A 14387-nucleotide genomic window follows, 5' to 3' on the forward strand; every position below is an offset into this window, starting at 1 on the left:
TGCCCCCGATAGCGGTGGGCCAGCCACAGATAAGTTGACTGACACTCCGCCATCGGGGGCAAGCCCCCTCCCACATTGTTAACTGCATTTCAGGGTTATTGCGCGCCGCCCATGGCACCGGCTTTGGACATTACGAAGCTGATGAACTGCTCGACGGTCATCTTCTGGCCGTTGAAGGTCACTTCGTTGTTGGCGTAATGCAGCTTGGATACCACGTCGGTGCCCACCAGGGTTGCCAGTTGAGTGCCCACGGCCACGCCGCTGACCATCTCGGCCGCCATTTGCGATTGCTGTTCGATGGCTTTAGGGTCAGTCACGCCGCCGACCTGGGCTTGCAGCGCGGCCACGTCGCTGATCATCGGTTTGGACAGGGTGAGATTGGCGTCCAGCAGCGCAATCATCTGCTTGCCCAGCTCAACCGGTGGCAGTTCCATGGAGGCCGGCTTGGCCAGGTCCAGGACAAGGTTGAACTTGCTCTCGCCATGGGTGGTTTTCAGCGACAGGTTTTCCACCGCCACTTGCGGCTTGGCGGCCAGCACCTGGTTGACGTTGGCTTCGGCCAGGGTCTGTTCGGCTTCGGTCAGTTGCAGCTCGGGCGCGGGTTGACCGGCAGCGGCGGCGGCTTGCACCGGCTGCATCTTGTCCTGGTAGAGCTTGGTCAGCACCAGCATTGCCGGGATGTCGACGTTCTTCATGCTGACGGCCATGGCGGCCGAGCCCACGGGCTTACCCTGGTAACCGATCTCGTCGATCTTGTAGTCGACGCGGCCGGCCAGGTTGTTGTCCTTGGTCTCGCTGGAGTCTTTCTGCTCGAAACCCTTGAGGGTCAGCACAGACTTCTGCGGGCCGAAGGTGACCTTGGTGTCGGTCAGTTCGATGGTGTTCTGGCCGGTGTAGAAACCGAACGTGGATTTGGCCAGGTTGCTGGCAACGGTCAGGCCGGCCAGTTCAGCTGCGAACGCGTCGCCATTGGCATCGACGGCCGCGACCTTGAGGCTGTTCATGTAGCCGTCGGCCTTGACCTTCTGGCCTTCGGCGCTGCTGTCGAATTCCAGGTTGGCGCCGGAGAAGCTCACCGAGGACTTGTCGTCCTTGAATTCCAGGGGCAGCAATTCGACGTTGCCGTTGACCGAACGGCTGTAGCCGATATTGGCCACACCTTTGAGCGGCGACACGTCTTTGGCGGCGGCGAACCATTGTTCAGTGGTGGCGTTCTTTTCCAGTTCGTAGTGACTGGTGGCCATCACCGGCAGCCATTTCAGGGTGACCAGGCGCGAGAACGGCAGCGGGCCGTGTTCGATATGGTCGACGAACAGCAGCTCGGGGTTGGGGTTTTGCTCGCCGAACACACGGCCCTGGCCTTTGAGGCGGTAATGGGCGGTGCTGCTGAACACACCACGGTCCAGGGAGACCAGCTCCAGGGACACACTACCGTCCACGCCGGCCATGGAGGTCTGCAGTTCCTTGTTGGCGTTCTGGATCGCGGTTTGCAGGACCGGCTCCAGTTGTTTACCGGTGTACCAGGCACCGCCTGCACTGACGACGCCAACGGCGACAACGAAACCCAAAAGAACGACTGCTGGCTTATTCATGAAGTGACCTGATCAAATCCTGTGAGAAGTGGGCTGTCTTCCTTGAACCCCGGAGGGGTCCTTGTAGGAGCGAGCTTGCTCGCGAAGAACTCATAGGCACCGCGTTTATTCAGAATGCACGCGTTATCGTTGAGGTTTTTCGCGAGCAAGCCCGCTCCTACAGTAGTGGCCCGTGTGGCCGAAAGGCTGGGGAAGATTAGCACTGGCGGGCGCAAACGGCCCAGCCTTTCAGAAGGATCAGTTCATCAGGAGTTCAGGAGTACTCCAGCTCTATTTCATCCAACTGGTGATCAAAACTCTTCAGGCGCGCCGTCCAGGTGTAGACCAATACCTCGAACTCACGGTGTATCACCGCGTTGCCGGGGGTGTCGGTCTTGGGGTCGCAGAAATCCAGCTGATAGCGCTCGCGGGCCATTTGCGTGGCGACATCGGACAATTCCCGCGCGTTATTCAGCCAATGCCTGCCGTCAGCGACCTGTCGATCCAGCACGACACATTGCGTCTTCAGCACTTCGAGGCTTTTTTCCAGGGGCGTGCCGGTGAGGTCGCCCATGACTTCCTGGAACGTGCGACCGGGTTGCCAGTAGCTGCCCCAGAAATAGCGGTCAAACACGGTTTCGACACGGCGCAGGGCCACCTTGGTGTCCCAGATTGCGACGCGGGTCTTGCCTTGTTCCAGCAACTTTCGCTTCACCCGTTGGTTTTGATAGGAGGCCCAGGCCACCACGCCGATGGACAAGGTGCCGATCACCAGGCAGGCGCTGTCGAGAAAGACCATGGCCTTGTCGAGTTGGTGGGCGAGCATGACGCCGTAGAAATACGCGGCCGATAACAGCACCAGTGCCAAGAGCACGCACCAGAAAGCGGGAGCATAAGGGTTTTTCATTATTGGAATCCCCATGAGCAAACGCGAGCAGTGTCGAGTGAGGCTTCACGACGCCTCACCTGACAAAGCATAGCTATCACCTCACGGTTTGCCGGGTTTTATCCCTTGCGTTCGTCCGCTTTCCCAGCCGCCGCCCAGCGCCAGGAACAGGTCGATCTGGCTCATCGCAACCTGGGTGTTGGCCGCCGCCAATTGCGCGCGCATGGCAGTGTAGGTGCGGGTCGCCTGCAGATCGGCGAGAAACGACTCGCGCCCGGCCTGAAAGAAGCGGTGGGTCTGGTCCGCCGCCTCGCGCGCCGAACGCTCGGCGTCGGCCAGCGCTTCACGGCGCTGCAGCATCGCGGTGTACTGCGCCAGGCCGGTCTGAGTTTCGCGGATAGCATTGAGTACCACCCCATCGAAATGCGCCAGGGCGCCCTGGGTCGCGGCTTCGGCTTCGTGAATGCGTGCGCGGGCGCCGTTGGTTGGCACTGTCCAGCTGATCATCGGGCCAAAGCCCCAGCGATTGGTCGCAGGCTGGCCGAGGTTGTCGAGCAGGCCCACCGTGCCCACCGTGGCGCCGATGGCGATGTCCGGGTACAAGGCGCCGGTGGCTACGCCGATGCGCGCGGTCGCAGCGGCCAGCTGGCGTTCGGCCTGGCGCACATCCGGGCGGCGCTTGAGCAACGTCGCACCGTCGCCCACCGGCAACAGCTGGGCGATGTGCGGCAACTCGGCGCAACTGCCGGTGCCGGCCGGCAATTGATCGAGGGGCTTGGCCAGCAGCATCGACAGACGGAACAACCCGGCCTGACGCGCCGCTTCGTAGCGCGGCATATCGGCGCGCAGGGATTTGTATTGGGTTTGCGAGCGCGTGACTTGGGTTTCATCGCCACGGCCGGCGTCGCGCAGGCGCTGGGTGAGCTTGGTGCTTTGGGCTTGCAGGTCGAGGGACTCGTTGGCGATGGCCAGCTCTTCGTTGGCGGCGCAGACCTGGGTGTAGGCGCGCACCACATCGGCCACCAGGGTAATGCGCGCGATATCGGCGGCCGCCTGGGCCGCATCGGCGTTGGCCTGGGCGCTTTCGATGCCGCGCTGCAAGGTGCCGAACAGGTCGAATTGATACGAGGTGGTGATGCCCACGCTGCCGATGTTGCCCACCGGCACTTTGTCCGCCAGCAGGAAGGCTTCGCCGGACTCCTGCAAGCGCTGCGCTTCGGCCTTGGCCCCGGCACTCCAGCCACCGGCGGATTCGGCCTGCTGGGTCTGGTAGCGCGCGCGTTGCAAGTTGGCCGCGGCCACGCGCAGGTCGGTGTTGGAGGCCATGGCCTGGCGCACCAGTTCATCCAGGCGCGGGTCTTTGTACAGCTTCCACCAGTCCGTCGGCACGGGCGCCGACACCACGTTATTGCCCTCGCCGGCGATGGCACCTTGCAGGTCGTCACGGTTGACGGCGGCCGTGTCCGGCAACTTGTAGTCCGGGCCTACCGCCTGGCAGGCCGACAGCAACACCCCCAGCGCAGCGGTGGCCAGCAGTTGCTTCATGGCTGGTCTCCGGCGTTGGTCTTGTCGTCGATGATCGACACGGTCGCGGTACGCCCGGCGATCATGCGGAAGTCCGCCGGCACGTCATCAAAGGCGATGCGTACCGGAATCCGCTGGGCCAGGCGTACCCAACTGAACGCCGGGTTGACGTTGGGCAGCAGGTTGGAACCGCTGCTGCGGTCGCGGTCCTCGATACCGGCGACGATACTCTGCACATGCCCATGCAGGCGGGCGTTGTCGCCGATCACGCGGATATCCACGCCCATGCCGACGCGGATGCCGTCCAGTTTGGTTTCTTCGAAATAGCCGTCGATATGGAAGGAGTTGCTGTCCACCACCGACAGCACCGGGCGGCCGGCGGTGACGAATTCCTGGGCACGCGGCGCGCGGTCGTTGACGTAGCCGTCCACCGGGCTGCGGATCACCGAGCGGTCAAGATTGAGCTGGGCCGAATCCACCGTCACTTGCGCTTCGGCCAGGGCCGATTGGGCACGGGCCACGCGGGACTGGCTTTCTTCCAGTTGCTCGCTGGGCACCAGGTTGCCCAGGCCACGGTTACGCTTGTACTCGCGCTGGGCCTGGGCCAGGGTTTCCTGGCGGTCGGCCACGGCGGCCCGGGCCTGGCGCAGGGCCAGCTTGAAACGGTCCTGATCGACGGCGAACAGCACCTGGCCTTTGCTCACCAACTGGTTGTCGTGCACATCGACACGCTGAATCAGCCCGGACACGTCCGGGGCGATCTGCACGATGTCGGCGCGGATGTGGCCGTCACGGGTCCAGGGCGCAAACATGTAGTACATGACCATGCGCCACACCACGACGACCGCGAAGCTCACGATCAACAGCGTCAGGACGACACGGCCGATAGTCAAAAAAGGTTTTTTCATGTCATCAGATATCGACTGAGTGAGTCCACCGCGCCCAGCAACAGCGCGTACAGCCCCACATTGAACAATGCCCGGTGCCAGACCAGGCGATAGAAGTGCATGCGCGTCAACAGCCCATGCAGCACCAGAAACAACACATAGGTAATGCCCATCAGCACCAGCAGCGTGGGCAGGAAGACGCCGCTTATATCCAGGTCACCGATCATAAGGGCGCTCCATCCGGTAACGGCGCTTCGATTTCCGTGCCGCCAATGAACTCCACGCCGGGCAACAGCGCCAGGCGCAGGCCGGCCAGGGCATGCAGCAGGTGCAGGCGCGTGTCATCGGCGTCTTGCAGGCCCTGGCCGTTGAGGGCGCGGCGCGTGCGGTCCAGGGTCATCAGCAGACCGCTGGGCGCGGGCAAGCGTTCACCGGCCTTGAGGCAGGCCTTGAAATAACCGCCAACGCCTTCCACCACCTGGTTGAGCAGCACGCGCGGCACGCCGAGGATGCGCGGCGAGTAGGCGAGCAGATCGAGCAGGTTCAGCGCCACGCGCAAGTCGCGCAGGGCGGTACCGGTGTCCTGGCCCGTGAGGCCCAGGCGCGGCAGGTGCTGCATCAGGCGGTCGAGCATTTGCGCGGCCATGTGCCGATGTTCGGCCAGGGTGGCGGGCTCGGTGAGGCTGACGATGTCGCGCCAGCTGAAACGGGTCAGGCGCTTGGCCGCCAGTTCGGCGCCGAAGGGCCGTGCGATCAGGGTCCATACAAAGGCAAACAGCAGGCCCACGGGCCCGGCCAGATTGACGTTGGCGAAGTTGAGGAAATCCGCGTCATAGGCGCCCTGGATGCTGATGAACGACGAGGTGTTGACCAGCGTCAGCAGCATGCCCAGGTAGAACCGTGGCTGCACGGTGAGGGTGCCGATGCAGATGAACGGCACGGCGAACGCCAGCACCAGCATGGGGAAATCGTGCAGGTTGGGCAGCACCAGGAACAGATAGAGGCTGGCGAACAGCACCGACATGGCGGTCCAGAAAAAGAACCGATAGATCTGCGGCGCGGGGTCGTCCATCGAGGCGAAAAAGCTGCACGCCACCGCCGCCAGGATCACCGCACTGCCGCCGTCGGTCCAGCCCAGCAAAATCCACAACACCGAGGCGACGATGATCGCGGTGACGGTGGAAAACGCCGAGTAGAACATCAGGCCACGATCCAGGAATGGCGTGAGCCGGCCCAGGCGCCAGTGGCGGTAGACGGCGCGCCAGGTGTCCTGGCTTTCGCACTGAATGGCGGCTTGCAGGCTGCGGCAGTCCTGCCACAGGTCGACCCACTCACCGAGGCGGTACAGGGCGTTGGAGAACAGCAGCGTGTGGCGGTCGTCCAGCGCTGCGCCCTGGGGTTGCGCAGCGTCGATCTTGTCACGCAGCACGCGCCAGCGTTCCAGTGGCGCGGTTTCGGTGGTGCTTTGCAGCCAGGCGTTGGCGGCTTGCAGCAACGGCGTGAGCCGATCGAGAAATTGCGGCGCGCGATGTTCAATGGCGTACACCGCATCGTCCAGGGCATCGATCACCGGCAACAGGTGAATCATCCGCCCGCGCAATTCCTTGGTGTTGCGCACCGTCTGCGGCCGCGCGCCTTCGTGGGGCAACTGGCCGATCATCAACTCGAGGGTGTTGAACGTGGCGACCATGCCGCCGCGCAGGCCGCTGATGGCTTCAGGCGCCACATCGCGGGTGAGAAAGCGCTGGCTGTAGACTTGGGCGTCGCTGAACCACTTGGCAACCGAGCCATCGAACACCGGCATCAGGCGACGCGGCCAGAACATCGCACCCACCACGGCCGCCACGGCGATGCCGAGGAAGATTTCCTCGGTACGCGCCTCGGCCACATCCCACACCGCCAGGGGGTTGTCCACCACCGGCAGGGCAATCAGCGGCAAGGTGTAGCCGGCCAGCATCAGGGCGTAGCTGTTGGCAGTGCGCAGATGCAGGGAAAGGAACAGCAAGGTGCCCGTCCACAGGGCGATCACCACCACCAGAATGTAGGGTGACTGCACGAACATCGGCACAAAGAACACCGCCGCCGCCGCGCCCATCAAGGTGCCGATTGCACGGTACAACGCTTTGGAACTGGTGGGGCCGACAAACGGGCTGGAGACGATATACACCGTAGCCATGGCCCAATACGGACGCGGCATTTGCATGAGCATGGCGATGTACAGCGCGATCATCGACGCGGCGAAGGTACGCACCCCGTAGAACCAGTCGCGAGCAGGCGGAAAACCGGTAAAGAATCCGTTCAAGGCGCTACCGCCTCGGCCGCCTCGAAGGCGCGCAGCACGCGCAGCGCGGCTTCCAGATCGGTGGCGGCGATGTCTACCAGGACTTCCTTGCGCAGGCGCACCAGTTGCGCTTCCACTGCCTGCACCAGCTCACGGCCGCGCTCGGTGAGGCTCAGGGCCTTGGCGCGACGGTCATGGATGTCTTCGGTGCGGCACACATAGCCATCGCTGCACAGCCGGTCGAGCAGACGCACCAGCGACGGGCTTTCCATGCCTGAAGCCTGGGCCACTTTGACCTGATGCACACCGTCGCCCAGGCGGCCAATCATCAACAGCGGCACGGCGCAGGCTTCAGAGATGCCATAGCTCACCAGCGTGGCCTGGCAGATTTTGCGCCAGTTACGGGCGCCCACCACCATGCTGCTGCTGAGGTTCATCTGGAGTTGTTCGAGGGATTGGGACACTGGATAGTTCGCATACAGTTAGTTTGCTAACTATCAATATGGTGGAGGAAGGGTTCGCCGTCAAGTTTTGAAACAATTTCGCAGATGAGTGGTGGGATGTGGCTTGAGTAAAGCGGGTTTTAGGGTAGGCATCAGCAAATCGCTGATATTCGCCATACGACAAACAAAATGTGGGAGCTGGCTTGCCTGCGAAAGCGGTGGTTCAGTTGAATATTCAGTGACTGACCACACCGCTTTCGCGGGCAAGCCCGCTCCCACATTAGGTCAGCGTCGGCCTCATGCCTGCTGTTCAGCCTGCCCATCCAGACGACGCTGAATTTCACCCATCATGTCCAAGCCATCACGCAATGAGACCAGCACGGCCGTGACCAGGTGATGGAGGTTTGGATTGTCCGCCGCAGAGTTCAGGGTTTCCAACAACTCAGTACCGATACGCACGCGACTGCGCGCCGTTTCGTGGAGCAAATGCGAAGGGGCAAAGGTGTTGAAGGCCAGGACGGGAACGTTGGTGGGGTTGGTTTGAAGCGGCTTGTATTGGTCCATCGATAAAACCTCACAGATATGAATTTGAACCACCTTCTCCCGTCGCCAAACGAGTAAGGGTGGCAGCTGTACGCAGGTTGGCGAACCGGTTATCTGTGAAACCCGGCAGATCCGAAGATCTCCCGCGCACAGCCGCCATAGAAACCAATGCCTTCATCCGAGGAAAAACGCACGGTATATGTACGCTGTAACGCGTCACAGAATTTCGGATCGCCAAATCCGATCGCCGATGTGCGGCGACAGCAGGACTATAAAGATCACACCCTTTCTCCGCAACAAGGGAACGTGAAGAGCGCTTCTTTGCAGGAATCGCAATTCATCTCTGGACGGTCGGGACAGTCTGACTCTGCAGTCAGAGAACCATGGTCGCTCGAAATCCCTGATGATGCCGAAATGCTGGCCTCTTTCCGTATCTATAGGTAATCTTCAGTAGAAGGCTTAGTTCGCATTTTTAAATGGACGAAAAATGGAGCATAGGAATTGAGCAAAAAAACTAAACACTCCGAATTCAGGTGCAGCGCACACCTAACAATGCTAGTTGAAAATTTTATTATTTTTTGCAAATCTCCCATAGACCGCTATTTAGGCAATGCCGATTTTTCAGCTACTCCTCTACTCCAAAAAAATAAATACTAGAGAGACCACTATGAATTCTAATGCTGCGGAAAACACCAATATAGCTGAGGGCACTGATGAAGAACCCACGCCCGCAATCATAAACATATTAAATACATCAATATTTGAGATAAGCTTAGAAAAAACCCAACTTTCCGCGCCTTACAAAAATCCGAAAAAGAAAGAGATTCAAACCTATATTAAAGAACTTGCAGGAAGCATGCTGAAGAATCACAAAGGTCAAGAGCATCGCTTCGTCTCTGAACGTTGTGAAATGTCAACTCTTTCGAATAAGCTTATTACATCAAATTTTGAAAGTGCCTCTCGGCAAACAGCCGAACGCCTGCACCGAGTTGAAAGAGCGACTCAAGAAAAATTACAAAAAATAACCACCCTTAGAAAGGGCAGCCTATTACAGTCACACATAGAGTTATATGACGAAACATATATACTCTTTTTCAAAATAGATCATGCGGGATTTTTGGATGAAAACTTTGATTGGAAAGTAGGTCTCCCTGAAAAACAGATAGCACAAAAAAGCGCCATACTTAAAGTCAGCGACTCTATAATCGAGCAAATTTGGGTTGGTGATTCAAACGCAAAAATTTCAGAATATTGGTGGCGCGACTTTTTGGAGCTAGTACCATTATCCTCCCCTGAAACCAATACTAAAAGTGCCTTCGTAGCTATAGAAAAGCTTCTTATATCCACAGTAAAAAAAGTATCTAACAGTGATTATTGGACATTGCGCAATGCCCTGGTTAGTTATTTCAGAACCAATCAAAATTTTCAAATTCAATCTTTAGTTGATCAGGCTTTCACGTCCTACACCCCGGACAGTTCTGAAATCAATATGCAGAAGCTCATTGCTGACATAAGTGCATTACCTACGAAGTCAAGATTTGACCCGCAATTTGAAATCGCCCCAAACATTATAAAAGCCAAAATAAAGAAACAAATAAATCTCGCTGATAACCTTGAGCTGCGCATTACCGGCGAAATCAAGAATCATGATGAGACCTTTGATACCGGAGAGGATGCGGATGGAAGAAAGTTCTTAAAAATCTATTCCGAGGAAGGTTATAACGAGTTTCACAAGCAGGACAATTAGCATGGATATCAAAGAATCGATAATTTCAACTTTTACGAATAAATCGATTTTAATCTCTGAGAGCGAAAACAATTCAGAATACATTGCCAAATATTCTTGCGAAGAACTCCATGCACCGGGAATAAGTCAGCTGCTACAAGCGCTCTCGCGTATCCCAGGCAGGGACAGGCCAAAGATCACTCTACAATATAGCCACACCGAGGATAACGACGTTCTTGAAAGGAGTGAACAAAAGGAGCTTGAAGCTTTTGTAAACAACATTGACATCAACCTCCTTCATACCGAAAAAGAGGAGACAACAATCACTGTTAAAATCACAAAAATACCGCACGACCAAATATTATCCATATACTCCATTGAAGCAATTTCAAAATTTTTGGCTGACAAATCAATTAACTCCACACTCATTAAAATAAAAAACCTTTCTGAAAAAGCAAACACACTCGAACTACTAGACAAAACTCAAGGCTTTTCAACAGCGCTATTCTTTTTTAAAAACCGAGACACCCTTACTAAACAGAGACCTCCAAAAATATTACGAGACGACCTACTTTTAAAAAGAGAAAAATCAACTAACTTCGCAAATTCAGCTCAGCACAACTTCATTCCGGAAGATTTTAGGGTTATAACAGGCTCTCTACCGCCAGAATTACAACACACCTTTACACTTCTACTTCTAGCCTCATCGCTTATATTTATTTGCGACTATTCCAGAATTTTGGAAACAGGGGACATCAAATTAAAGCTTAATGGTTACAAAACAATAGAAAATACAATTAGCTCAACACAAAACCCAACAAGCATCGAGAATGCTGCTCTAATTTTCTTTGAAATATATCACTGGACATATAACGATGGGAGCACTATAGATAAAATCGGAATAGCTCGAAACATTATCTCCATCCATCTGGAAAAAGACTCCTTCACATCTATTCCAAAAGAAACTATTGCTTCGATTAGCTCTGGCTACCAGATATATCTAAAAGACAACTTAAAACAGTACATAGAAATAAAAAACAAAATCTCAGAATCCATTTAGAAGTCATCGGAGAAAGCCAGTGATTTGGCGAAAAATGTTGGCACTGCCTTTAGGTCTTCCATATTCGCTATTTACTCATTCTTTTTTTCAATATTCCTTTTCCGAATCGTCAGCGGAAAATCACCTACTTTAGAAGTAACAGAAGAAATTTACTGGATATTTTTCGCATTCTTATGCATCTCGATACTAGTGTGCTTTTATTCAATCAACGAATTATCAGACGAAAGATCCAGACTTCAAAGCTCATACATCAACATTAAAAATCGGTACAAAGATCTGATAACAGAAAAAGACTTGTCCAAAATTTTAAATGAAGACTTAGATCACATATCTGATATAGACTATATAAATCGCAGAGGGCGTAAAACCCAAATCCTTTGGGCAGTATCTCTTTTTATCATTTTTTTACTTATGACCATATTAAGAATGCGGAGTTATTACTCCTCCCTTCATTAAAAGCAACAATAGTTATTTAATTAATTTATGGACCTTTTCCTCAATAAACCCAAACACCTCCTCCGCCACGCTGTACTGAAACTGCTTACGCCGATGCTTGGAAAGCTTCCCACCGTTATCCAGGCACATCATTACCAGCTTCGACAAATCACTCCCACGTACGTCGTAGCGTTGGTTTACCGCCTTGATCACACGGTCGTAGCGGTCGAGGAATTCTGTTTCTTCGCGCAGTTCCACTTCCAGGGCACGGCGGGCCATTTGCAGGGTGAATTCGACGCAGCGGGTCGCATCCCAGTAGCGGTAGATAGAGGGATGGCCGATGAAGTCGAAGGCCATGTGGTCGACGTCCAGCCAAGTGACGTTCCAGAATTCCCGAACCGGTTGGGAGAAGGTCTTGAGTGCCTCCAGGTAGGCTTGCTCTTCGTGCTTCATGGCGACGGAGACCGGTAGCAACAAGCCATTTTCCAGTGCGCCGTAGTGGCAAAGCGTCTGGTGAATCAGGAAGCGAGACAGGCGCCCGTTACCGTCCATGAACGGGTGCAGGAAGACGAAGCCGAAAGCGGTGATTGCAGCCGCAACTAAAGGATCGACGCCTCGCACGGGCTGGTTGGCGAAGGCCATCAGCTCTTCCATCAATTCCTGGCAAAGCGCGGGGGCTGGCGGTACGTAGCTCACACCGGCTGCACCGCGGAGCCCGTTGTGTAGATGGTTTTGTTCGTGGCGAAACGCGACGGCTTTGTCGAAGGGGTTGGAGACGGTGCTGTTTTGCAGCTCGACCAAGTAGTCCTCGGTGAGCAAACGGCCTTCGTGAGCCTGGCGCAGGAGTTGAACGAAGCGACGGGATTTTTCTTCGCTGGGTTGTTCTTTTTCGATGGCAAATGAGTCGCGGGTTTCGTGCAGGTACGCCCACTGGATGGCGCGGTCCATCATTGCGGGTGGGAGGGTGGCCATGAAGGATTTGGCACGAGCCAATACATCAAGCGCCAACAACGCTTCCAGCTCAGGCGTTCGCTCTACGGTGGCGCAATAATGCAAAGAGCCCAAACCATTGAAATCCACTCGCCAACGACTGTTGCGAATACTGGGGCCAGTCACATAGCGCTGCGGGTCGAACAAGGGAACGACGCGCCCACGAACAGGAAGGGTGTGATCAAGCATTTTCCCGGTAAAGCATGGCGAGCCCTTTCAGAGAAAATTAACTTGAGCGATTAAATCCCAGTTTTTTTACCACTCACCAATTTTTTTTACATATTTGCGTTTTTCGGGATATTTTTTTACACCCCTCGCCCATCCTGCAACATCAGGTTCAACTTGCTGTGCAGGGGCGATTCCATGGAATGTTCCTCATAAACCTGTTCAACAGCGTCTAGCGGCAACCCTCAGGCTGCGGCGCCGGCACGTTGCATAACACGAACAACCGCGCCCTGGCGCCTCCGCCGTCCTGGCGACTGAGTTCGCGCCAGCCGTTCGGCAGCGGCGCGAATTCATCCGGCGCTTCGTTGCTGCTGATCAACCATACCCGCCGCGTTTGGACAGGCAGTGCTGACAGGCGATCCAGGTAGATGCGTCCGCCGTCCTGGTCCACCAGCGTACCGAAGCCATAGGCATTCGGTCGCGTCGAGGTGCCGTCGGGTTTGGGCGGGGTGTAAAGCTGCAACTGCGCGTCGGTCTGGTCGTAATACACGTAGCTGAGGTACCACATCATGTCGCTGAGGACGATGCGGTCGTCTTCCTGGTAATTGCGATTGACGAACTCCACCGGCACGTTGAATTGATCCTGCTCATCCACCTCGAAGTTGTTCTTCAGGCCCAGCAGTTCCATGCCAATAAACAGCACCAACAGCGCTGCGCCCAACCATGACAGGCGTGACGGCAAGCGGTCGATGGCCATCGCCAGGACGATCGGCAAACCCAGGGCGTACACCGTGAGATAGCGCTCGATAAAGACCGGCGAGATAAACGACACGCCGTACACCAACAGCAACGGCAGCAGGAAAAACAACGCAGGCAAACGAGCCCCGGGGTTGCGCCATGCCGTCACCCAGACCACCGCGATCAACAACAGCGGGAAGGTCCAGAACAGCGGTGCCCAGAAATCAACGCCTTCATCCTGCAACACGAACTGCCAGATCATCGAGGGCAGGGACAGCAGGTTGACCGGCTCTTCCCAACCAATGTCCCCGCCTACCTTGAGTTGTTCGACGTGCTGCACCAGGTCCAGAAGGTTCGGCAGCCAGGGCAGGTACAACACCACAATCGTGGCGTTGGCCACCCACCATGCCGGGCGCGTGATCAGACGCGGGCCTGGCGAGTGCAGCCCGAGGTACGCCCAGTGCACCAGCACACACAGCGCGGTGAAATAATGGGTGTAGAAACCGGCGCTCATCAACAGCACATAAGCGGCCAGGTAGCGTGTGCGCTCGGGTTGGCGCAGCCAGTAGACCAACGCCAGCGTCGCCCCCAACAGCCATACGCCGAGCAGCGAATACATGCGCACTTCCTGGCTGTAGCGCACCGCCGTCGGCAGCAGCGCCAGCAGGATGCCGGCCAGCAGCGCGGCGCGACGGGTGGACAGTTGCCGCGTCAGCCAGATCCCCAGGCCCACCACGACGGCACCGGGGATGGCGCTCATGCTCCTGATCGACCAGATGCTGTCGCCAAACACTTCGATCCAGCCGCGCAGCAGCACAAAATACAGCGGCGGATGCACATCGTGGGCGGCGTGAAACCACAGGTCGGCCAGCGCATATTCGCTGAGCAAGAGGCTCGAGCCTTCGTCACCCCAGATCGCCGCCGACGTCAGGTGGTAGAACCGCAGGACCATGGCCAGCGCCAGGATCGGCACCCACCAGAGGCGGCTGAGCCACCCGGCGCCGTCCCGGGTCAGGCGATTGAACGCAGGCAAGACCCGGACTTTTTCATTTTGCTCTACCACCGACCGACGCATATCGACTCCGTTACGACTGCCCTCTACAGGACAAACCCTGCGCATGCGCAAACACCGCCACTT

Annotated in this window: 11 protein-coding genes and 1 pseudogene; 2 read left to right on the forward strand and 10 right to left on the reverse strand. The window is 56.6% G+C overall.

What is annotated here, in order from left to right; all coding sequences use genetic code 11:
• Nucleotides 1-95: 95 nt before the first annotated feature.
• The 8 genes from BFQ00_RS04295 to BFQ00_RS04330 all read right to left on the reverse strand — a co-directional run bounded on the left by BFQ00_RS04295 (nt 96) and on the right by BFQ00_RS04330 (nt 8156).
• Nucleotides 96-1592, reverse strand: coding sequence for a YdgA family protein (locus BFQ00_RS04295; RefSeq protein WP_065886635.1), 1497 nt, complete (start codon nt 1590-1592; stop codon nt 96-98).
• Nucleotides 1593-1845: 253 nt separating this feature from the next.
• Nucleotides 1846-2478, reverse strand: coding sequence for an NADH:ubiquinone oxidoreductase subunit N (locus BFQ00_RS04300; protein WP_065886634.1), 633 nt, complete (start codon nt 2476-2478; stop codon nt 1846-1848).
• 81 nt (nt 2479-2559) lie between these two features.
• Entirely contained in the window at nt 2560-4002 is a 1443-nt protein-coding gene (locus BFQ00_RS04305; protein WP_065932707.1) for an efflux transporter outer membrane subunit, read from the reverse strand.
• Complete coding sequence (locus BFQ00_RS04310) at nt 3999-4889, reverse strand: efflux RND transporter periplasmic adaptor subunit (RefSeq protein WP_065932708.1); 891 nt, start codon at nt 4887-4889, stop codon at nt 3999-4001. The genes BFQ00_RS04305 and BFQ00_RS04310 overlap by 4 nt, the downstream gene beginning before the upstream one ends.
• A complete protein-coding gene (locus BFQ00_RS04315) occupies nt 4886-5095 on the reverse strand; it encodes a DUF1656 domain-containing protein (RefSeq protein WP_065886631.1) in 210 nt (69 codons plus the stop codon). The genes BFQ00_RS04310 and BFQ00_RS04315 overlap by 4 nt, the downstream gene beginning before the upstream one ends.
• A complete protein-coding gene (locus tag BFQ00_RS04320) occupies nt 5092-7170 on the reverse strand; it encodes an FUSC family protein (RefSeq protein ID WP_065932709.1) in 2079 nt (692 codons plus the stop codon). The genes BFQ00_RS04315 and BFQ00_RS04320 overlap by 4 nt, the downstream gene beginning before the upstream one ends.
• A complete protein-coding gene (locus BFQ00_RS04325) occupies nt 7167-7586 on the reverse strand; it encodes a MarR family winged helix-turn-helix transcriptional regulator (RefSeq protein WP_065886629.1) in 420 nt (139 codons plus the stop codon). Before BFQ00_RS04325 ends, BFQ00_RS04320 begins: the two co-directional genes overlap by 4 nt.
• A 303-nt stretch (nt 7587-7889) precedes the next feature.
• Nucleotides 7890-8156, reverse strand: a complete 267-nt coding sequence (locus tag BFQ00_RS04330; protein WP_065932710.1) for a hypothetical protein — start codon at nt 8154-8156, stop codon at nt 7890-7892.
• A 646-nt stretch (nt 8157-8802) separates the two neighbouring features.
• On the opposite strand from BFQ00_RS04330, the gene BFQ00_RS04335 reads away from it, so the two are divergent.
• Complete coding sequence (locus tag BFQ00_RS04335; protein WP_065932711.1) at nt 8803-9882, forward strand: nucleoid-associated protein; 1080 nt, start codon at nt 8803-8805, stop codon at nt 9880-9882.
• A gap of 1 nt (nt 9883) precedes the next feature.
• Entirely contained in the window at nt 9884-10921 is a 1038-nt protein-coding gene (locus BFQ00_RS04340; protein ID WP_065932712.1) for a hypothetical protein, read from the forward strand.
• Nucleotides 10922-11389: 468 nt separating this feature from the next.
• On the opposite strand, the pseudogene BFQ00_RS04345 reads toward BFQ00_RS04340, so the two are convergent.
• Together BFQ00_RS04345 and BFQ00_RS04350 are read right to left on the reverse strand one after the other, a co-directional pair.
• Nucleotides 11390-12547: pseudogene (locus BFQ00_RS04345) on the reverse strand (Fic family protein); the annotation flags it as partial.
• 196 nt (nt 12548-12743) lie between these two features.
• Entirely contained in the window at nt 12744-14324 is a 1581-nt protein-coding gene (locus BFQ00_RS04350; protein WP_065932713.1) for a glycosyltransferase family 39 protein, read from the reverse strand.
• Nucleotides 14325-14387 lie beyond the last annotated feature (63 nt).

Source organism: Pseudomonas sp. 28 E 9 (assembly GCF_900004785.1).
In the GTDB taxonomy this organism is placed as follows: Bacteria; Pseudomonadota; Gammaproteobacteria; order Pseudomonadales; family Pseudomonadaceae; genus Aquipseudomonas; species Aquipseudomonas orientalis_A.